General features: G+C 38.0%; 20 protein-coding genes and 1 pseudogene. 19 read left to right on the top strand and 2 right to left on the bottom strand.

Features of this window, described 5'->3' with window-relative positions; translation table 11 throughout:
* Positions 1-210 precede the first annotated feature (210 nt).
* Together ACPF7B_RS05185 and ACPF7B_RS05180 are read left to right on the top strand one after the other, a co-directional pair.
* Positions 211-1,518: a purine/pyrimidine permease gene (locus ACPF7B_RS05185; RefSeq protein WP_490504777.1), complete on the top strand. Its 1,308-nt coding sequence runs from the start codon at positions 211-213 to the stop codon at positions 1,516-1,518.
* Between the two features lie 76 nt (positions 1,519-1,594).
* Positions 1,595-2,251: a GntR family transcriptional regulator gene (locus ACPF7B_RS05180; protein WP_490504776.1), complete on the top strand. Its 657-nt coding sequence runs from the start codon at positions 1,595-1,597 to the stop codon at positions 2,249-2,251.
* 116 nt (positions 2,252-2,367) lie between these two features.
* Here ACPF7B_RS05180 and epsC read toward each other — a convergent pair whose 3' ends face one another.
* Together epsC and ACPF7B_RS05170 are read right to left on the bottom strand one after the other, a co-directional pair.
* On the bottom strand, positions 2,368-3,186 hold the full coding sequence (gene epsC, locus ACPF7B_RS05175) for a serine O-acetyltransferase EpsC (protein ID WP_490504775.1): 819 nt from the start codon (positions 3,184-3,186) through the stop codon (positions 2,368-2,370).
* Between the two features lie 4 nt (positions 3,187-3,190).
* Entirely contained in the window at positions 3,191-3,946 is a 756-nt protein-coding gene (locus ACPF7B_RS05170) for an RNA methyltransferase (protein ID WP_490504774.1), read from the bottom strand.
* Positions 3,947-4,036: 90 nt separating this feature from the next.
* Between ACPF7B_RS05170 and ACPF7B_RS05165 the strand changes: the two genes are divergently transcribed.
* The 17 genes and pseudogenes from ACPF7B_RS05165 (at position 4,037) to cas1f (ending at position 20,071) form a co-directional block, all read left to right on the top strand.
* A complete protein-coding gene (locus ACPF7B_RS05165) occupies positions 4,037-4,360 on the top strand; it encodes an accessory factor UbiK family protein (protein ID WP_490504773.1) in 324 nt (107 codons plus the stop codon).
* A gap of 126 nt (positions 4,361-4,486) precedes the next feature.
* Positions 4,487-5,218 carry a UMP kinase gene (gene pyrH / locus ACPF7B_RS05160; RefSeq protein ID WP_490504772.1) on the top strand — a complete coding sequence of 244 codons (732 nt, stop codon included), beginning with the start codon at positions 4,487-4,489 and terminating at the stop codon, positions 5,216-5,218.
* Between the two features lie 145 nt (positions 5,219-5,363).
* Positions 5,364-5,921 (top strand): ribosome recycling factor, encoded by a 558-nt coding sequence (gene frr, locus ACPF7B_RS05155; protein ID WP_490504770.1) that lies wholly within the window; start codon positions 5,364-5,366, stop codon positions 5,919-5,921.
* A 13-nt stretch (positions 5,922-5,934) separates the two neighbouring features.
* Positions 5,935-6,645, top strand: a complete 711-nt coding sequence (gene uppS, locus ACPF7B_RS05150) for an undecaprenyl pyrophosphate synthase (protein WP_490504769.1) — start codon at positions 5,935-5,937, stop codon at positions 6,643-6,645.
* Positions 6,646-6,649: 4 nt separating this feature from the next.
* Entirely contained in the window at positions 6,650-7,534 is an 885-nt protein-coding gene (locus ACPF7B_RS05145) for a phosphatidate cytidylyltransferase (RefSeq protein WP_490504768.1), read from the top strand.
* On the top strand, positions 7,531-8,709 hold the full coding sequence (gene dxr / locus ACPF7B_RS05140; RefSeq protein WP_490504767.1) for a 1-deoxy-D-xylulose-5-phosphate reductoisomerase: 1,179 nt from the start codon (positions 7,531-7,533) through the stop codon (positions 8,707-8,709). Before ACPF7B_RS05145 ends, dxr begins: the two co-directional genes overlap by 4 nt.
* Before the next feature lie 39 nt (positions 8,710-8,748).
* Positions 8,749-10,125, top strand: a complete 1,377-nt coding sequence (rseP, locus tag ACPF7B_RS05135; protein WP_490504765.1) for an RIP metalloprotease RseP — start codon at positions 8,749-8,751, stop codon at positions 10,123-10,125.
* Positions 10,126-10,217: 92 nt separating this feature from the next.
* Positions 10,218-12,752 (top strand): outer membrane protein assembly factor BamA, encoded by a 2,535-nt coding sequence (gene bamA / locus ACPF7B_RS05130; RefSeq protein WP_490504764.1) that lies wholly within the window; start codon positions 10,218-10,220, stop codon positions 12,750-12,752.
* Positions 12,753-12,794: 42 nt separating this feature from the next.
* Positions 12,795-13,328 (top strand): OmpH/Skp family outer membrane protein, encoded by a 534-nt coding sequence (locus tag ACPF7B_RS05125; RefSeq protein ID WP_490504762.1) that lies wholly within the window; start codon positions 12,795-12,797, stop codon positions 13,326-13,328.
* Positions 13,328-14,365, top strand: coding sequence for a UDP-3-O-(3-hydroxymyristoyl)glucosamine N-acyltransferase (gene lpxD / locus ACPF7B_RS05120; protein ID WP_490504760.1), 1,038 nt, complete (start codon positions 13,328-13,330; stop codon positions 14,363-14,365). Before ACPF7B_RS05125 ends, lpxD begins: the two co-directional genes overlap by 1 nt.
* Positions 14,366-14,436: 71 nt before the next feature.
* Positions 14,437-14,901 (top strand): 3-hydroxyacyl-ACP dehydratase FabZ, encoded by a 465-nt coding sequence (gene fabZ / locus ACPF7B_RS05115; protein WP_490506502.1) that lies wholly within the window; start codon positions 14,437-14,439, stop codon positions 14,899-14,901.
* Entirely contained in the window at positions 14,901-15,689 is a 789-nt protein-coding gene (gene lpxA / locus ACPF7B_RS05110; protein WP_490504759.1) for an acyl-ACP--UDP-N-acetylglucosamine O-acyltransferase, read from the top strand. Before fabZ ends, lpxA begins: the two co-directional genes overlap by 1 nt.
* Before the next feature lie 80 nt (positions 15,690-15,769).
* A complete protein-coding gene (lpxB, locus tag ACPF7B_RS05105) occupies positions 15,770-16,963 on the top strand; it encodes a lipid-A-disaccharide synthase (protein ID WP_490504758.1) in 1,194 nt (397 codons plus the stop codon).
* Positions 16,963-17,583, top strand: a complete 621-nt coding sequence (gene rnhB, locus ACPF7B_RS05100; protein ID WP_490504757.1) for a ribonuclease HII — start codon at positions 16,963-16,965, stop codon at positions 17,581-17,583. The genes lpxB and rnhB overlap by 1 nt, the downstream gene beginning before the upstream one ends.
* 87 nt (positions 17,584-17,670) lie before the next feature.
* Positions 17,671-18,204 (top strand): outer membrane lipid asymmetry maintenance protein MlaD, encoded by a 534-nt coding sequence (mlaD, locus tag ACPF7B_RS05095; protein WP_490504756.1) that lies wholly within the window; start codon positions 17,671-17,673, stop codon positions 18,202-18,204.
* Positions 18,205-18,261: 57 nt separating this feature from the next.
* A complete protein-coding gene (gene recO, locus ACPF7B_RS05090) occupies positions 18,262-18,972 on the top strand; it encodes a DNA repair protein RecO (RefSeq protein ID WP_490504755.1) in 711 nt (236 codons plus the stop codon).
* 112 nt (positions 18,973-19,084) lie between these two features.
* Positions 19,085-20,071 (top strand): annotated as a pseudogene (cas1f, locus tag ACPF7B_RS05085) (type I-F CRISPR-associated endonuclease Cas1f).

Raw genomic sequence — 20,071 nt, 5'->3', positions numbered from 1 at the left:
TTAAAATGATGGTGGCCCTTCTGTCTTTTCAGAGGGGCTTTTTAAAATGTAAAAAAAAATAAATGTGACAAAAAGCCCTTTATTGAGTAGTACAATATATTGTCGACAATATGTTGAAGGCTATTTAACTTATGTTTTTTTAAAATATATAAATTTCTCACATGTTTGACAAAGTGATTGGTAAATTACGGGGAAATGGTAGGAGGAGATGTGAAAATTTCATTAGCGTCATTTCAATGGATGCTCTTTATTCTAATGGGAAGTATTGTCGTCCCGGTCGCCGTTGGCTCAATGTATGGTTTAACTGCTGATGATTTAGTTGCATTTGTTTCAAGGACACTTTTTGTATTAGGCGTTGCTGGGCTTTTGCAGGTTTTTTTCGGACACAGGATGCCTATTATTGAGGGGCCTGCTGGAGTTTGGTGGGCGGTTTTTGTGCTCTATTTAGGTGTGGGAGCATCTATGTTTGGTCCCGGCAATGATGATAATGTGGAGACATTGAGGGTCTTAGGATTTTGTTTTATTTTAAGCGGATTTGTCTTTATTATTTTTGCGTATCTTGGCTGGATTGAAAGGTTGGCAAAACTATTTACACCGACGATTATTGGCATCTATCTATTGCTAATGGTTGTGCAATTATCGGGGACTTTTATAAAAGGAATGTTCGGTATTGATCAGAGTCACGCGTCGATTGATTTAACTGTGATGTTACTATCTATTGTAACAATAGCTGCCGCTTTTTATGTTAAACGTTATAAGAGTTTAGCTTCTTATAGTACGCTAGTTTCTATTATCGTCGGTTGGGGGCTCTTTATTGCTTTTGGGCGAAGTAACGCGATCACAGAAACAACTCATTATTTTCAATTCCCCGATATTTTACCATTTGGTCTTCCTCGTTTTGAGTGGAGCATGATTCCAAATGTAATCCTATTGACGATCCTTTTAATGACGAATTTAATGGCAAGTGTTAAAGCGGTTCAAGTAACGTTAGAGAAATTTTCTGTAAAAGTTGATGGGCATTTGAAGCAGTCAGGCATTATGTCTGGATTTGTGCATATATTATCGGGTATTTTGGGGACGATCGGACCAGTGCCTATTTCGGGGTCTGCTGCTTTTGTTGCACAGACGGGGATGATACAAAAACTCCCTTTTGTTGTAGGGAATATTTTGATAATTCTTATCAGTTTATCGCCAAAAGTCACAGCTATTTTTGCGGCGTTACCGACGGCCGTTGGTTTTGCTGCCTTAGTACCGACATTTGGTTTTGGAACAATTATTATTGCTAAAAATCAGTTAGCATTGGCTCAAAATATTGAAGTGCGAAATTTTGTGGTGGCTGTTGCATGGTTCATCGGTATTGGTATTATGTTTGTACCTAGTACTGCCTTTGCAAATTTACCTATTTTAGTCGTATCGATTTTAAGTAATGGCTTGATTGTTGGGACTGTTTTGGCGATTTTTTTGGAAAATTTTGCTTTACGACGTATCAAGAAAGTCTCTGAATCTAGCGTTATTTGAAACGCTAATTATTCATTTTATAGATGTATTTATTTGTTATAATTAGTTACTAATTACTCAAAAATGGGACGTAATTATGATCCAGAAAAAAGAGCGAACGCTCCCAAATACTATTAAAGATGAAATTATCAAAGATATTATGATGGGTGAAATTCGCCCGAATCAAAAAATCCTTGAAGAAAAATATGCTAAAAAAATGGGGGCAAGCCGGGCGTCTGTACGAGAGGCAATCTTTATGCTGGTGTGCGATGGTATTGCGACAAAGATTGAAAATAGGGGCACATACCTTAATGACTACACTTTAGAAGAACAGCTAGATCTTTTTAATATTCGTTTTTTCCTTGAAAAGCAAGCACTCTCTAAATTACGTGAAAATCGAGATATTGATGGGTTAGTTGCTCGATTAGAGATGTGGAATCAGCAGATAGAAGAACAGCTTGAATATATTTTTCAGATTGCGTTTTTAAATTATCAATTTCACTTTGAGTTTATTCAATACTCGGGAAGTCGAGTTTTGATTGACCGTTATCCCTCTTTTTTTACGAATGCGGCATTTATGCAAAACGAAATGTATGCTCGTAACGAAGGCGAATTAGTCAAGCCTGTGCAAGAGCATAAAATAATTATAGAAGCCCTTAAGGCGCGAGATTTTGAAAAGGTTGAAAATGTTTTAGCGGCTCATCATGAGGATATTGTCAATTTGCTAAAAACTGTGTATTGCCCTAAAGGCTAAATTTTTCAGTTAATCTTAATCATGTTATTACAATTTAAATTGGTGATTTTTATATTCTTGGCAAAAGAAAAGCTCCGGATTATAGGCGCTTTTCTTTAATGCGTTATAACTAAATATTAATTATCTTTTGCAGCTTCATCCTCAATGTTCGTATCATCTTGTTTGCGTACGTTTTTTTCAATTTCTTTGTTTAAATGAAGACCTGTATCATCAAATGAACAATCTTGGATTGTTGGCCATTCTATATCTAGCGAAATTCCCTGAGATTTGAGTTCTTTTTGCATTTTACAGAGCGCTTTATCCAATTTTTCAATGTGATTGAGAAGAAGGTTAATTGCATTAGCTTCAGGATCATCAATATCGTGGCTCATGCCGTAAGCATTGAAGAGTTTATTTGCAATCTCTTTTTTGAGATTTGGTTTGTCGGGTTTGGAAAAGCGTGCTGGAATACCAACAGCGGTCGTATTGTCCGGAACTGATTTTACTACCACAGAGTTTGCCCCTACGCTCGAATTATTTCCTAACGTAATCGGGCCTAATACTTTTGCTCCCGCGCCAACAATTACGTGGTTTCCTAGTGTGGGATGTCGTTTTCCTTTTTCTAAACTTGTGCCACCGAGCGTAACGCTATGATAGAGCGTACAGTCATCGCCAATAATTGCCGTTTCACCAATTACAACTCCCATTCCATGGTCAATGAAAAGCCGTTTACCAATTTGTGCGCCGGGATGAATCTCGATGCCGGTAAGAAAACGATTCCAGGTAGAGATCCAACGAGCAACGGTTTTGATATTTTTATTCCAGAGTGTGTGAGCAATTCTGTGAATCCAAACAGCCCAAAGACCAGGGTAAGCGAGCAAAATCTCGAAAGTACCACGTGCGGCAGGATCAAATTTCTTAATATTTTGGATATCGTCTTTGATTGTTTTGAACATTATTTTAACCTCGCTTCTTTTCAGAGGCCGTTAAGGCGCCACGAAGAATATTTACTTCTTCTTGGGTTAATTGCGCTTTTTGATAGAGATTACGAACTTTTCGCATAAGATGTTTAGGATTTGTAGGATCTAGAAAATTATTTAGAATCATATTTTTTTCTAGATGTTCAAAAAAACCTTCAATTGCTTCATTTGATGCCGGTAGCTCGCCAAGATATTGTGTTATTTTTTTGTCATCCAAGCGGGAGTCTTTAGTTGTTTTTTTACGCAACTCATAGGCAACAATCTGAATAGCTGATGCAATATTTAGCGAATTATAGTTATTTTCGGTAGGAATATAGAAAAGTTTTTTACAAAGATCAACTTCTTCATTGGTTAGTCCTGTACGTTCTGTACCAAATAAAATCGCGATCTTAGCATCTTTTTGTTGCATTAAAATTTGATTGATTTCGGTAGCGCCATCGTTAATTGCGAGTTCAGGCTTGGCGCTATGTCGGCTTCTTGCGCTCGTGCCAAAAATATAATGACAGTCTTTAATAGCCTCATGTAGTGTTTCAGTTACTTCGGCATTTTCTAAAACATCAAGAGCGCCACTTGCAAGTGCTATGGCCTCACTGTTAGGAAATTTACGAGGATTCACTAATGTAAGATTATAGAGCCCCATTACTCGCATTGCTCTTGCAGCAGAGCCTATATTTCCAGGGTGAGAGGTATTCACCATCACGATTTTGATCGCGTCTAATGGATTTGTTAACTGCATTAATTCAGATCTCTTTGTGGTAAAATTAAACGAATATAAAATATTTTAAAATGAGAGATTATACCAACTTTCTAAGGGAGAAAGCGCAATATGGCAAAAAACTTTATTCAGGATATCGCCGATAAAATTCAAGAAGCTCTGCCAGAAGGTGTGAAAAATGCTCAAGGTGAAATTGAGCGATTTGTCAAAGAGGGCGTTGACTCTGCAACATCGAACTTTAAATTTGTGAAGTATGATGAGTTTGAGATCCAACAAAAGATCTTATTAAAGACGCGAGAGAAACTCGAGATTTTAACAAAAAGAGTTGAAGCGCTCGAAGCTATGATCGCGAAACTCGAAACTATAAATAGCGGTGAAATGGTTATCGAAGAGACTGCTGTGATTGAGTTAAATGATAAGGATGAACACCTATAAGATCTTTTTAATGGGTAAGATTTTGAAACTAATCGCTAATTTTCAATGCTACCCAACTATCGATAAATAGAGTAATATATTCCCAATTTACCGAGTCTCAAATCTAAGTTAAAGGAATGGATAGTTATGAGTCAAGCCCCGAAATATAAGCGTATTTTATTGAAGTTAAGTGGTGAAGCCTTAATGGGAGATGCGGATTATGGGATTGATCCCGCAACTATTGGACGAATTGCAGATGAGATTAAAGCGCTGAATCGTATTGGTGTCGAGGTTGGTGTTGTAATTGGTGGTGGAAATATTTTTCGAGGCGCGGGGCTAGCAGAAGCCGGAATGGATCGCGTTGCAGGTGATCACATGGGAATGCTTGCAACTGTAATGAATTCACTTGCTCTGCAAGATGCATTGGAATCTCGTGATGTTTATGTCCGTGTTATGAGTGCAATTCGTATTAATGAAGTGTGTGAAGATTATCTTCGTCGTAGAGCTGTTCGTCATCTAGAGAAAAAACGTGTAACAATTTTTGCCGCAGGTACAGGTAATCCTTTCTTTACAACAGACTCAGCAGCGGCGCTTAGAGCGATCGAGATTAATGCAGACATTATGCTTAAAGCAACAAAAGTAGATGGCGTTTATACTGCGGATCCTAAAAAAGATCCAAGCGCAACGCGTTATAATCACATTACCTTTACTGATGCTTTGACTCAAAACCTTGAAGTTATGGATGCAACAGCGCTCGTGATGTGTCGTGAAAATAATCTTCCCATTAAAGTATTTAACATTTTTAATGAAGGCGATTTAATGAAAGTGGTTCAGGGCGAAAATGTTGGAACCTTAGTTTCAGAAGAAGTGCCCGTTTGATAACTGTGATAATATCATCATAGTTATCAATAAGAAGTGATGAAATGAGATTATTAACTAAATTTTAAAAGATATTGAAAAGGGACGCTCTTATGACATTACATTTGAGCGTCTACTTATTTAGAGAAATTGGAGAAACTTACAAATGACACAAAATATTATTAAAGATGCAAAATCACGAATGGAAAAATCTGTTGAGGCATTAAGTGTTGCTTTAGGGAAAATCCGCACCGGAAGAGCGCATATCTCTATTTTAGATCATATCGAAGTAGAATATTACGGCTCATTGGTGCCATTAAGTCAAGTGGCTAATTTAACTGTTCAGGATTCTAGAACTTTAGGAGTTTCACCTTGGGAAAAAACAATGGTGGGACCTATTGAAAAAGCAATTATTGATAGTGATTTAGGTCTGAATCCCGCAACAACGGGAACATTAATTCGTATCCCTCTTCCTCCTTTAACAGAGGAGAGACGTAAAGATCTTGTGAAAGTTGTGGGTGGAGAAGCTGAACAAGCAAAAGTTGCAGTACGTAATATTCGTCGTGATGCCAATAACCAAATTTCGGCAATGGAAAAAGCGGGTGAGATTTCTGAAGATATTCAGCGTCGTTCGGAAGATGAAATCCAAAAGTTAACAGATGCAACTATCAAAAAAATAGAAGAAGTGCTTGCACAGAAAGAAGAAGAACTAATGGAAATTTAGTAGGAGTTGTCGCGTGAATGGGAGCTCCTCAAACTGTCAACATGTTGCCATCATTATGGATGGCAACGGACGTTGGGCAGAAAAAAACCGATTAACACGAGCACTAGGGCATCGCGCCGGAGTGAAGGCTGTTAGACGAAGTGTTGAAAGTGCAATTAAACATCGAGTGAAGGTACTCACAGTTTATGCGTTTTCAACAGAAAACTGGAAACGTCCAAAAGATGAAGTCTCCTTTTTAATGGAGCTCTTTCATCAGACAATTGAGAAACAATTAGTCGATCTTCATAAAGCAGATGTCCGTCTCTCATTTATAGGCGATATTTCAACATTATCACCATCTTTGCAAGAGAAACTAAAAAACGCGTTGGAATTGACTAAAGATAATCAAACGCTTGATTTGGTCGTGGCGCTTAATTATGGTGGACGGCAAGAGATTGTGAATGCTTGTAAGGTTATTAGTAAAAAAATTGTCGACTCTGAGATTACGCTTGATGAGATTGATGAAAATTTATTATCCGCCCATCTTGGTTTGCACCAATTTCCACCGGTTGATCTTTTAATTCGTACAAGTGGAGAGCAACGTCTGAGTAATTTTTTATTGTGGCAATTGGCTTACGCAGAATTTTACTTTACAGATTGTCATTGGCCAGATTTTGGAGAGAAAGAGTTTACGGCGGCATTAGAAGAATTTAGTAATCGGGAAAGACGATTCGGAGGACGATAATTTTATGAAACAACGTATTATTACTGGGGTTATTCTTGGGGTTATCGCACTCTTAGCTATTTTATGCTTACCAACCCTGTTATTTTCACTTGTTATTTTTCTGATAGCTTTAATGGGCTTGTACGAGTGGAGCAATCTACTCAAATTTGAAGGATCCCAGAAACTACTCTATTTAGGAGTAGGTGGTTTTACGCTATTTATTGTGACATTAGTGATGCTTCTAGGGGCAAAAGGAGCAGAACCGCTGGGTGATTTTAGTCTAATGTATTTTGTTCTCAACAGTTATCTTCTGCATGGTTTTCTAATAGTTGTTGCTATTTTTTGGCTCTGTATGCCGTTTATTTTATCTATATATGCACGAAGACCGATTGTTTTTTTGACAAATCCTTTCTTCTTATTTATTGCAAGTATCCTTACTCTAGCAGCGCTGATTGTAACGGTGATCACACTTCAAAAAGTGGTCGTTTTATTGCTTTACCTTATTGTACTTGTGATTGTTGCTGATAGTGGAGCCTACTTTGTAGGGCGCAAGTTCGGTAAACGGAAATTAGCGCCAACAATTAGTCCCGGTAAAAGTATTGAAGGAGCAATGGGGGGGATTTTGTTAGGCGTACTTTTTTCATTGCTCTTTGTTGTCTCTATGAGTGCAGGTGATAATGCATTACTTAGTTCGTCAAATCGAATAGTAACAATTTTAAATTTCGTCTCATTGAGTGCATTAGTGGTGATAGTATCGATTTCAGGCGATCTATTTGAGAGTGTTATAAAACGTCATGCAGGAATGAAAGATAGTGGCACAATATTACCTGGGCACGGTGGTATTCTTGATCGTATTGATGCCTTAACAGCCGCTGCTCCTCTCTTTTTTGTGGGGCTATCATTTGTATGAAAAAGCAGGTCGTTATTCTCGGTGCAACAGGTTCTATCGGAAACTCTACTTTAAAAGTTATACGACATAACCCCGAACGATTCGAGGTATTTGGGGTAGTTGCACATCAAAGTGTCGAAGCGATGCTGGCGTTATGTGTGGAGTTTTCACCTAAGTATGCGGTTCTTACTGATGGACAATTCGCACAAGAATTGTCATTGAAAGTGAAAGCGCTAGGGTTGTCAACGACTGTTTTAGCGGGTGATCAATCCGTTATTGATATTGTCGAGATGGACTCCGTTGACGTTGTTGTAGCTGCAATTGTCGGAGCAAAGGGATTTTTATCAAGCTTAGCAGCTGCTAAATCTGGGAAAACAATTCTTTTAGCTAATAAAGAGACGCTTGTTATTGGGGGTGAGTTATTTATGAGCGTTGCTCGAGAGAATGGAGCTACGATTTTACCTATTGATAGCGAGCATAATGCGCTATTTCAATCTCTTCCTAAAAAAGATGATAAATCGTATTCGTTAGATGGCGTAGAAGAACTGATTTTAACGGCATCAGGAGGACCTTTTAGAGGCTATACTCGTGATCAGTTAGAAAAAGTGACATTAGCAGATGCATTAAAACATCCCAATTGGTCCATGGGTGCAAAAGTTACTATTGATTCAGCAAGTTTAATGAATAAAGGTTTAGAATTTATAGAAGCCCACTATCTTTTTAATATCGATCCTGAAAAAATTTCAGTGGTCGTTCATCCACAAAGTATGATTCATTCGTTAGTTCGATACGTTGATGGGTCACTGCTTTCACAAATGGGTGCAGCGGATATGGCAATTCCAATAGCGCATGCGTTAGCATATCCTTGTCGAGTGCAGTCGGGGGCCGCTCAATTAGATTTGACTCAACTATCTGCACTGACCTTTGAAGAGCCTGATTTGGAAAATTTTCCGGCATTACGTTTGGCTCAGGAAGCTCTTAATGAAGGAACATCACACTTAGTAGCATTAAATGCAAGTAATGAGGTTTTTGTTGAGCAGTTTTTACAGTCAAAGATCCGATTTGTTGATATTGCTGATAATGTGGCGAAAGTATTAGATCAAGTTTCGATTTCGAATAGTCGATTAATAACGAAAGAAGCATTATTAGAATATGATTCTGAAATTAGACAGATCGCATCGAATATGCTGAATTGATATTATATAAAATATATTTTAAATAGGTGAATTGAATAGATGATTGCTTCTTTTTTGAGTTCCATTATTGGTTTTTTACTCTTGATGGGCGTTCTTGTAACGGCGCATGAGTTTGGACATTTTTGGGTAGCAAAAAAGTTAGGGTTTAAAGTACTTACATTCAGTATTGGTTTTGGGAAGCAACTTTGGTCAAGAAAAGGTAAAGATGGCGTTGTCTACCGAATTGGTCTTATTCCTTTAGGTGGCTATGTTGCAATGCTTGATGAGCGGGCGCATGATGTGCCTGATGCGCAAAAACATCTTACCTTTAATGCACAACCTGTTTGGAAACGGGCATTAGTCATTGCAGCAGGGCCTTTTGTTAATTTACTGTTAGCAGTAACTTTATTATTTGGGCTTTATCTTTACGGTATGCCGGCTTTTAAAGCTAAATTAGATACTCCTCTTCCACAATCAACACTCGCGCAAGCAGGATTTCAGAGAGGCGATGAAGTTGTGACTATTGAAGGTCAATCGATAAAGACGTTTGAAGAGATGATGATGGGATTTGTCGAGTATCTTAATGATGGGCAAGCGAATGTAGAGGTTTTAAGAAATGGGCGTATTGTGCCATTGGTCATCGAGATGGAAAATCCTTTGCGCTTGAGAGCAGGAGAATATATTGATGAGCAACTCGGTATTGCATTGTTTATGCCACAAATACCACCTATTATTGATAAGATCACTCCTGATGGTATTGCTGCTAGAGGGAAATTACAAACAGGTGATCGGATAGTATTGATTGATGATACAGCTATTGGAACTTGGCAAGATCTTTTACAATTTATGGCAGAGCTTAATCGACTTAATAGTAATGAAGTTACCTTAAATTTTACGATAGAAAGAAATAATGAGCTTATTGAATTGCCAATAGTTACACAACGTGGTGAGGATGGCCGATTTTTATTAGGTGTCGGGGTTAGTGAATTAACACCTGAAATGATCGCAGAGTTAGAATCCATTAAGACTGTTCAAAAATATTCAGTCGTGAATGCATTTAAGTATGCTGTTACGGATGCCTATCGTAATTCACTTTTAATTTTTAAATTTATAGGACGGATGTTTACTGGAGAGGTTCACCCTAATGTTATGGCAGGACCCGTTACGATTGCTGATGTAGCAGGAAAAAAATTAGATGCAGGCTGGATCTATTTTATTCAGTTAATGGCTATTTTTAGTGTGAATTTAGGTATTTTGAATTTACTTCCTATTCCTGTTTTAGATGGTGGACGTTTGGTTGGATTAGGGGTTGAGGCTGTTATTGGTAAAAATAAAATTTCGCCACGAATATCGCTTTTAGTTATGCAAATAGGAGGATTCTTCCTATTTACATTTATGGCGTTTGTGATTTTTTATGATGTTATCAAATGGTTTTAAAGGGATAATTATTGGTTTTTTTTGGAGTAATTCGGTATATTAACGCAGTTTACTGATGCATTTCTATGCCCAAATGAATAGAGAATTTTAAGATGGCGATTGTCGATATAAAGAAAGTGTTTTTTGCAACAAGTATGATTTTAGGTTCAGCGGCTTGGGCCCAAAATTATGAAGTTAGAGATATTCGTGTTGAAGGTCTCGAACAGATCAATCCAGGTGCAGTCTTTACGACGCTCAATTTAGATCCAAATGCTGAATTACAACGGGGGAACGTTAGAGATCTCGTTGAAAAACTTTATGCAACGGGTCTTTTTAAAAATATTACGGTAAAAACAGAGAATGGTCAGATTCTTGGCAGAACTCGTCCAAAGTCAATTACTGTACAGGTAGCAAGACCTAAACAGTCTTCAGTAAGTCAAGGTGGTGTATTTGGTAATATTCGTACTGAGTCACAAGAACCAGAGATCGAGTATGTTTATGAGGAAATCCCTTGTACTCTAGAAGATCCTCGTTGCCAACCACGGGAGACCACTATTCGTTCGAACTTAGTGATAGAGCTTGAAGAGTTTCCTGTGTTATCGAAGGTCTCATTTAAAGGTAATCGTGATCTTAAAGATCGACAGTTAGGTGAGATAACCAAAGCTGCTAACCTAAGAGCGGGTGATTCTTTGCAAGAGGCTGCCCTTGAAAATGCTAAAAATAATATGCTCAAAGCTTATGAAACGCGTGGGAAATATGCTGTAAAAATTGAGCCGAGAATTATTGAGCTGCCACGTAATCGTGCAGAAGTTGTTTTTGATATTTCTGAAGGGCGTACTGGTTTAATCAAAAAAATTAATTTTACTGGTAATGATTCTATCTCTGATAGCAAATTACTGCGTCAGATGCGCGTGCGTGAGTCCGGATTAAAGACTATATTTTCTTCAGGTGACCGCTATGATCCTTACACCATTCAAGATGAATTGGATAATGTGCAAAATTATTATCGTAATAATGGTTATTTGAAGGCGGAAGTAAACTATTCAAGTGCAACGATCAGTCCTAATAAAGAGACTATTTATCTTGATATTGATATTAATGAAGGAAAAAAATACCATTTTGGAACCTTCGATATCGTTGGAAATTATCCAAGTGTTGATAAAGAAGAGTTGATGTCTTTAATCAAGATAGAAGATGGAAAATTATATCGTGCAAGAGATGTAAATGCCAGTGTTGCGGCGATTCAAGAACGTCTCGGAAATGAAGGATATGCACAAGCACGTGTCAATGCTATTCCTCGAATTAATGAAGCGACTGATACTGTTAACTATGTATTTTCTATTGACCAAGGTGAGCGTTATTACGTAAATCGTATCAATATTGTAGGAAATGAGCGAACACAAGATGAAGTATTCCGTCGTGAGTTACGTCAGATGGAAGGCGGTGCATTTGTTGCCAGTGATATTGAGCGTTCCCGTATTCGTATTCAGCGTTTAAGCCATGTGGAAGATGTTGAAGTAATGACAGAACCTGTGACCGAAGGTGTTGTTGATCTTACCTATCGGGTAAAAGAGCGCAGTGCTGGTTCTATTACATTTGGTTTGAGCTATGGTATGGATAGTAAGTTTGGTATTAATGGTGGATTTAATCAGCCGAACTTCATGGGGACAGGGAATGAGCTAAATCTACAGGCCGAAACTAATAAAAGTGGTAGTTATTATAGCATTGAGTACCTCAATCCATATTTTACAAAAGATGGTCTAAGTGCAGGGGTTTCGCTAAGCTATAATAAACAGAAACATGACTATGATGATACAGGTAACTATATCGCCGATGGTTTGGCTCTCATGTTTAACTTTGGTTACCCTATTAGTGAGTATTCAGGTATTCGTGCCGGTATAGGTTATGAGCGATTAAATCTCAAAACGACGCATTCATCACCAAGCGAAGTGGTAGAAGCGATTAGTGGTATTAACTGCGGGAATGGTGCGTTTTGTCCGAATGACACGCCTCTTTATAAGAGTAAGCGTAATTTGTATCGAGCGAATATTGGTATATACCGTGATACACGTAATAGAACTGTATTTGCTTCAGATGGTACGCTTAATAGCGCGACATTCTCGGGAACTTTACCTGGATCGACTGATAAATTTTATAAATTACACCTGAAACATCAGAGTTATTATCCACTAACAGATACTGAAGATTATGTATTCTCTTTACGTGCAGATGCAATGGCGGGTTGGGGATATGGTTCTACAAAAAGTCTTCCATTCTATGAAAATTATTATGCGGGAGGGTTAGGAACCGTACGTGGATTTAGAGGTAGTTCTATCGGTCCTAAATATCCTGGAACTAATGATTCAAAGGGTGGTGCATTTAGATACAATGCCACTGCTGAAATGATTATGAAAGTCCCTGGCTTTGTCGATAATAATAATGTACGTTGGAGCATCTTTTTTGATGCGGGGAATGTTACAGAGAAAGTGAAAAAACCAGATTTTGGTGATACGAAATATTCTGCGGGGATTAACTTTGTATGGATTTCACCATTAGGGCCACTTTCATTCTCATATGCGAAACCTTTTAAAGTAAAAGATGATGATCGGGAACAAAAATTCCAATTCTCAATTGGTATCCCTTATTAATGTCGCTAAAGACAGAGTATAACTTTGCAAGAAGGTGAGATAATGACTAATTGTTTTTTAGAAAAAAAAAGAATCTTAACATTTATTTTGTTATTTTTTTCATTGGTCTTTATCCCATCTTCTGGTCTGTCTAAAGAGCTAAAAATTGGTGTTGTAGATATTAATATTCTGCTCGAAAAGTATATTGAAGAGAAGGATATTTACTCTTTACTCAATGAAGAGTTTTTCGCACAAGATCAGTATCTTTTAAAAAAACGTGATCAAATTGAAAATTTGCGTCGCGATTTACTAGCAAGCAGTAATGAGCAGAATTCTACACGTGAACTTGAACGGGATATTGTGAATTTAGAGCGTGAATTTGTGCGTTTGAGTAATGACACTCGGCAAGAATTTAATCTTCGTAAAAATGAAGAGTTATATAAATTACAGCGCGAAATTAACAATGCTATTTTGCAATATGCGCAAGATAATGACTATGATCTTATCTTGGAGTCAGGTCTTCTCTTTGCGAAAGAAGCGCTCTATTTGACAGAACCAATATTTCAAACGTTGGTGGATAAGTCCAAGGAAGAATAATGTTATTAAAAGAAATATTTGAGTATCTCCGGGAGAAAGGTGAAAAAGTTGAACTTCACGGAGATGGCAATGTTGAAATTGAGGGATTATCGACTATTCAACATGGAAAAGATAAAACACTTTCATTCTTCCATAATCCGCGTTACCGACAATATTTAGAGAATACTCAAGCTGCGGCGATATTGGTAGACGAGCGCAATTTTGAACATGTTCACTTACCTGCAGTTATTTGTGGTAATACGCATGCAGCATGGGCGTATGTTACTCAACTTTTTCAAAAGAATTATCACAATTTTTCTGGGTTAGATTCTAGAGCGATTATTTCACCTTCAGCAAAAATTGGTAAAAATGTCACTATTGGTGCTTATAGCATTATTGGTGATAATGTTGAGATTGGTGATAATACCTATATTGATGCGCATTGTATGATAGAACGAGATGTTAAGATTGGACAAGCATGTTACCTATTTTCAAGTGTCACCGTCCGTTACGAGTGTCAGTTGGGAGATCGAGTTGTCTTGCATCCTAATGCGGTTATTGGCGCTGAAGGCTTTGGTTTTGCCCGTAGTTCAAAGGGATATATTAAGGTTGCTCAGTTAGGGGCAGTTGTTTTACATGATGATGTGGATATTGGTGCTGGAAGTTGTATTGATCGAGGCGCAATTGAAGATACGATTGTCGGTAGAGGCACAAAAATCGATAATCATGTGCAATTAGGGCATAACTGTATTGTAGGTGAAAATACGGTAATTGCGGGCTATACAGGAATTGCAGGCTCAACAGATATCGGTAACAATGTGGTGATTGGTGGCGGTGTTGGTATGAACGGTCATATGAAGATTGAAGATAACGTCATTGTCACGGGCGGTACGCAAGTAAGCCAACCTTTAAAGGCCGGCAAAGTTTATTCTTCTATTCCCCCAGTGTTAGAGAATAAAGAATGGCGTTACAATAGTGCAAGAATTAAGCGATTAGGCGAACTTTTTGACCGAGTGAAAAAGCTTGAAAAAAAACTTGATAAGCATGAAGAAAAATAGATTAACGATAGCATTTGAAAACGGTAATCTTGCAGTTGAATAATCAGTAATCATAGATAAAGAGAATAATAATTATGAGTGAAAATAGAGTGATTGATATTAACGAGATAATGCAATATTTGCCCCATCGTTATCCTTTTTTAATGATCGACCGTGTACTAGATTACACCCCAAACGAAACATTACATGCCCGAAAAAACGTGACATTTAATGAGCCTTTTTTTCAAGGTCATTTTCCAGTAAAACCAATTATGCCTGGCGTAATGATTTTAGAAGCACTTGCACAAGCGACTGGAATTTTAAGTTTTAAATCTGTTGAAGATTATGATTCAACAGATCAATCAATCTACTATTTTGTGGGAATTGATAAAGCACGTTTTCGCCGCCCAGTAGAGCCAGGAGATACGTTGGATTTAAAAGTACAATTTTTACGTGCAAAACGTGGAATCTGGGCATTTGAAGGAAAAGCATATGTCGATGGACAGTTAGTTTGCCAAGCAGAATTAATGTGTACACGTCGTGAGGCTTTTGAATAATGAGTAACCCATTAATCCATCCTACTGCAATTATTGATCCTACCGCAGAGCTTCATGAGACAGTAAAAGTAGGGCCTTATTCAATTATTGGCCCTAATGTGACGATTGGAAAAGGTACGGTTTTGATGTCACATGTTGTGATTCAAGGGCCTACAACAATTGGGGAAGATAATACTTTTTATCAGTTTTGCTCTATTGGTGAAGTGCCGCAGGATAAAAAGTTTAAAGAAGGTGATGAAGTATTCTTGGAAATTGGAGATCGTAATACTATTCGAGAATATGTCAGTATTAGTCGTGGAACGGTTCAAGATCATTCACTTACTAAAATTGGGGATGACAACTGGATTATGGCAACGTGTCATATTGCGCATGATTGTATCGTGGGTAGCCGTACGATTTTTGCTAATGGTGCATCATTAGCGGGTCATGCAATTATTGAAGATGACGTTATTTTGGGTGGATACTCAATGATCTATCAGCGTTGTCGAATTGGTGAAGGCGCGATTACAGGATTCTCATCGGGAATCCACCGCAATGTGCCGCCATTTATTACAGCTGCAGGATACCGTGCTGTACCATCGGGTATAAATTCAGAAGGGTTGCGTCGCCGTGGTTTTTCAGCAGAAGCAATAAAGGCAACCAAAGATGCTTATAAGGCGCTATACCGTAAAGATTTACCATTGCAAGAAGCAATTGGTGAGATAAAAGAACTGGCCAAAGAAGCCCCTCATCTTAAAAAGATGGTGAAATTTCTTGAAGAGACTGAAGATCGCGGCATCGTACGCTAAGTAACACTATACTTTTTAGTATTTGGTTACACTGAACGATTAATCAAACATGATTAAATGTAATAACAAAGGGGAAGATAATGATTGAAAAAAGTAGAGTAAAAAGCTTTCAATCGGAATCTTCCCCTTCTTTTATGCTCGTTGCAGGTGAGCTTTCGGGTGATCTTTTAGGTGGTGGATTGATCCGCTCATTGAAACAAATCTATCCTGATGCGTATTTTTTCGGTATTGGTGGCCCTTCAATGATTGCTGAAGGATTAGATTCTATTGAACCGCTTGAAACACTCTCGATTATGGGACTTGTGGAGGTTTTAAAAGAACTTCCTAAACTTTTCAAAGTTAAAAAACGATTAGTGAATGAAGCGAAAGAGCGGCAGCCTATCTGCTTTATTGGCATTGATGCTCCTGATTTTAATTTACGACTAGCAAAAGATCTTAAAAAACTTGGAATGACAACATTTCAGTATGTTTCACCTTCTGTTTGGGTTTGGCGCGAAGGGCGAGTAAAAACCATTCGTAAGGTGATTGATCGGGTACTTTGTCTTTTTCCATTTGAGGTAGAGTTTTATCGTCAACATGGGGTCGATGCTGTTTGTGTAGGGCACAGGCTTGGGGATGAGATTTCTCTTGATTACAATAGTGCTGATTATCGTAAAGAACTAGGACTTTCAGAAAATAGTCAATATTTAGCTGTCTTACCGGGAAGTCGGCGAGGGGAGATTTCTCGTTTATTGCCGATATTTTTACAATCACTGCAATTGATTAGTCAGCAACGACCACAATTACAATTTTTAATACCTGCGGCAACGCCTGCTTTGTTAGAAATGATTCAAGCACAAGTAAATACGCTTCCAAATAATTTACAGTCTAAAATATCTCTTTTTCAGGGGCAATCTCGCGAAGTGATGGGAGCTGCTGATGCTGTTTTATTAGCTTCAGGAACGGCTGCTTTAGAGGCGATGTTACTGAATAAACTAATGGTTGTTTGTTATCGTTTTAATGGGTTTACTGCATGGTTAGCTCCCAAAATTGTCAATATTAGCCATTTTTCCCTTCCCAATATCCTCGCAAAAGAACCATTGGTTACTGAATTATTTCAAAGTATGGTGACTCCGAAAAATATAGCCCAAGAAGTTGATCAAATTATGCAGAAAACGCCTGAAAATAGCGCTACTTTAGCGGAGTTTTCAGCATTGCATCTTCAGCTTCGTAAAAATTCTGATGAAGCCGCAGCAAGAGCTGTACAATCTTTGCTAGAGAAGAAACGCAACTAATGATAGAGCAGACCTTATTGTTTTTTGAAGATATGAATGATGAACAGATTATTGCGGGTGTTGATGAAGCAGGGCGTGGTCCATTATGTGGAGATGTCTTTGCCGCGGCTGTTATCTTGGATCCAAATAGACCCATAGATGGATTAGATGACTCTAAAAAGCTCACAGAAAAAAAACGAGAGATCCTGGCGAAAGAGATAAAAGAAAAAGCGCAAGCATGGGCGATTGCTAGTAGTACGGTTGAGGAGATTGATACTATTAATATATTGCAAGCAACCTTGCTAGCGATGCGTCGTGCGGTGGATAAACTATCAATTCAGCCAACGTTACTTCGCGTGGATGGCAATCAAGATCCTCAAAGCTCAATCCGAGCTGTAACCGTTATCAAAGGGGATTCACTCTACCCCGAAATTAGTGCAGCATCAATTTTAGCAAAAGTTGCAAGAGATGAGTCAATGATAGCTGCTGAGCAGCAATTTCCTGGATTTGGTTTTGCAAAACATAAGGGATATGGTACAAAAGAGCATTTAGCAGCATTGCAAAAGTTTGGTATAACGAAGATTCATCGAAAATCATTTGCGCCGATTAGAAAGTTATTGTTTGATGCTCACAAAGCTTAGAATACTGTTTTTCTCATCGTCGGGTTAAAGACAATGGGATCCAAACATAGTAGAATAGTTGAAATATTTCATAGATAAAGGTCAAAAATGAAGAATTCTAAATGGCTTGATTTTATTGTTGGTCTATTTGTGCTCAGCGGTATTGTAGCATTCGGTTGGTTAGCATTTAATGCAAGTAATGCAACAACAGGATTTGGTGGAGGTAAGCCTATTAATGTTACGGCATCATTTACCAATATTGGTTCATTAAAGGTCAAAGCACCGGTGATGATTGCGGGAGTTCGTGTGGGACAAGTTTCGGGTATTGCGTTAGACCCTGATAACTTCGAAGCAGTTGTTTCTCTCTCTTTGGATAGTTCAACACCTATTCCACAAGATACTATTGCTGCAATAAATACATCCGGCCTAGTGGGAGAGCAATATATCGCTTTAGATCCCGGTGGTTCTGAGAAGGATCTGCAAAATGGGGATCGCATTCGCATGACGCAGGATGCATTTGTGATGGAGCGCTTAATTGGACAATTAATGGCATCTTTTAGTGGTGGAAGCAAAAATGATGATTCAAAATCGGATGACGATTCAGCAGAATCATCGTTTAAACCAAAATCACTTTTGGACTAAATTTTGAAGGTTGTGATTGTTTGATTAGAAAATCTTATCTTTTAAATTTATTGTAATATGCAGAATCATATTTTAAACCGGACTGAAGGGGTTGTGCTAAAGAAACAAGCCTATAAAGAGTCCGGTTTTTTAGTGGAACTTTTTACCAAAGATTTCGGACGAATAACGCTTTTTGCACGAGGGCGAGCAAATGCTAAAAAGCCATTAAACCATTTAGAACTTTTTACTTATAGTGCTTGGCATTTAAAAGAGGGGGCTGTTTTTTATTTTGTTGAGGAAGTGGATTATCGATATACATTTCGCCTTTCTGGCAAAGCCATTTGGACAGCGTATTATCTCAACGAATTATTACTTCGCACTTATCCCAAAGATCAGCCATCTGAAAAATTGTTTAATATTTATTATCGAGCTTTAACTGCATTGTATGAATCAAAAGAGATTGAGCCTTTTTTACGGGATTTTGAGTTAACGCTTTTAATGGAATTAGGGATTCTACCTGATTTAACAACAGATGCTTCAGGAGATCTTATCAAGTCTTCAAAAATATATTATCTCTCTTTTGAAGAGGGACTTTTACCCATTAAATTACGAAATACCTATGCTATTAGTGGTTCGCTAATAGAAAAAATTTCCCAAAAATCATTTCTTAATCGTGAAGAATCCATTCAATTTCGGAATATGATGCGCTATTTAATAACGCCTCTTTTAGATGGTAAACCACTACAATCACGTATCTGGATGCAAAAGTTATATGGTAAAAATTATTAATAATATATATCAATAATATTTTTATTTTAATTGTAAAGTTTATGACTTAAACCCATATTCCTCAATGAAAATCTGTTAGTATAAAAGAGCTTTTTTTTATTAAGGATCAATTATGGACTATCTTCACGGTTCTGATTTAAAAGCGATTCTCCACTCGAAACGTGCGAATATCTATTACTTGGAATATTGCCGGGTGATGCAGAAAGATGGACGCGTTCTCTATCTTACAGAGGCGAAGCGGGAGAATCATTACTACAATATTCCGATTGCTAATACGACTGTAATTCTACTTGGTACGGGAACGTCTATCACTCAAGCGGCAGTTAGAATGCTTGCGTCAGCTGGTGTCTTAATCGGTTTTTGTGGTGGCGGGGGAACGCCTCTTTTTATGGGGACAGAGATTGAATGGATGACACCATAGAGTGAGTATCGACCAACGGAATATCTTCAAGGTTGGTTAGGATTTTGGTTTGATGAACAGAAAAGGTTAGTGATTGCAAAATCCTTTCAAGAGTCACGTATCAATTTTCTTCGCCATGTCTGGGCGAAAGATCGAGATCTACATCAAGAGGGATTGACACTCGATCTTCCTGATTTAGCTGCTGCTTTATCCGTATTTGAATCAAAGATTCCTAAAATAAATAGGGTTGGAGATCTTCTTCTTGCAGAAGCTCTCCTAACAAAGCAACTCTATAAAATTGTAGGAAAGCAGACAGGCCTGCATGACTTTAGCCGTAATCATGAAGGAAATGATGATGCAAATGATTTCCTCAATCATGGTAATTATCTTGCTTATGGGCTAGCTGCTTGTACGCTTTGGGTATTAGGAATTCCTCATGGTTTTGCAGTGATGCATGGAAAGACAAGAAGAGGCGCATTAGTCTTTGATGTAGCTGATCTCATTAAGGATTCGATAGTACTCCCATGGGCTTTTATCTGTGCTAAAGAGCGAGCCACAGAGCAAGAATTTAGGCAACAGATATTGCAGAAATTTACACAACATAAGTGCCTCGATTTTATGTTTGAGGAAGTTAAAAAGGGTGCGCTTCGTTCGTGGGAAGACGTTGATCGATCGGAAGAAGCGGAACGAGGTGAGTAG

The organism is Ignatzschineria sp. 22MB058224, assembly GCF_058188435.1.
The sequence above is the reverse complement of the archived record's forward strand: the minus strand, read 5'-3'. Positions and strand labels throughout refer to the sequence as shown.

Bases quoted from the DNA above. Each gene is read 5' to 3' on its own strand.
- ACPF7B_RS05180 (WP_490504776.1), top strand. From the start codon at position 1,595: ATGATCCAGAAAAAAGAGCGAACGCTCCCAAATACTATTAAAGATGAA.
- epsC (WP_490504775.1), bottom strand. From the start codon at position 3,186: ATGTTCAAAACAATCAAAGACGATATCCAAAATATTAAGAAATTTGAT.
- ACPF7B_RS05170 (WP_490504774.1), bottom strand. From the start codon at position 3,946: ATGCAGTTAACAAATCCATTAGACGCGATCAAAATCGTGATGGTGAAT.
- ACPF7B_RS05165 (WP_490504773.1), top strand. From the start codon at position 4,037: ATGGCAAAAAACTTTATTCAGGATATCGCCGATAAAATTCAAGAAGCT.
- pyrH (WP_490504772.1), top strand. From the start codon at position 4,487: ATGAGTCAAGCCCCGAAATATAAGCGTATTTTATTGAAGTTAAGTGGT.
- frr (WP_490504770.1), top strand. From the start codon at position 5,364: ATGACACAAAATATTATTAAAGATGCAAAATCACGAATGGAAAAATCT.
- ACPF7B_RS05145 (WP_490504768.1), top strand. From the start codon at position 6,650: ATGAAACAACGTATTATTACTGGGGTTATTCTTGGGGTTATCGCACTC.
- dxr (WP_490504767.1), top strand. From the start codon at position 7,531: ATGAAAAAGCAGGTCGTTATTCTCGGTGCAACAGGTTCTATCGGAAAC.
- rseP (WP_490504765.1), top strand. From the start codon at position 8,749: ATGATTGCTTCTTTTTTGAGTTCCATTATTGGTTTTTTACTCTTGATG.
- bamA (WP_490504764.1), top strand. From the start codon at position 10,218: ATGGCGATTGTCGATATAAAGAAAGTGTTTTTTGCAACAAGTATGATT.
- ACPF7B_RS05125 (WP_490504762.1), top strand. From the start codon at position 12,795: ATGACTAATTGTTTTTTAGAAAAAAAAAGAATCTTAACATTTATTTTG.
- lpxD (WP_490504760.1), top strand. From the start codon at position 13,328: ATGTTATTAAAAGAAATATTTGAGTATCTCCGGGAGAAAGGTGAAAAA.
- lpxA (WP_490504759.1), top strand. From the start codon at position 14,901: ATGAGTAACCCATTAATCCATCCTACTGCAATTATTGATCCTACCGCA.
- lpxB (WP_490504758.1), top strand. From the start codon at position 15,770: ATGATTGAAAAAAGTAGAGTAAAAAGCTTTCAATCGGAATCTTCCCCT.
- rnhB (WP_490504757.1), top strand. From the start codon at position 16,963: ATGATAGAGCAGACCTTATTGTTTTTTGAAGATATGAATGATGAACAG.
- mlaD (WP_490504756.1), top strand. From the start codon at position 17,671: ATGAAGAATTCTAAATGGCTTGATTTTATTGTTGGTCTATTTGTGCTC.
- recO (WP_490504755.1), top strand. From the start codon at position 18,262: ATGCAGAATCATATTTTAAACCGGACTGAAGGGGTTGTGCTAAAGAAA.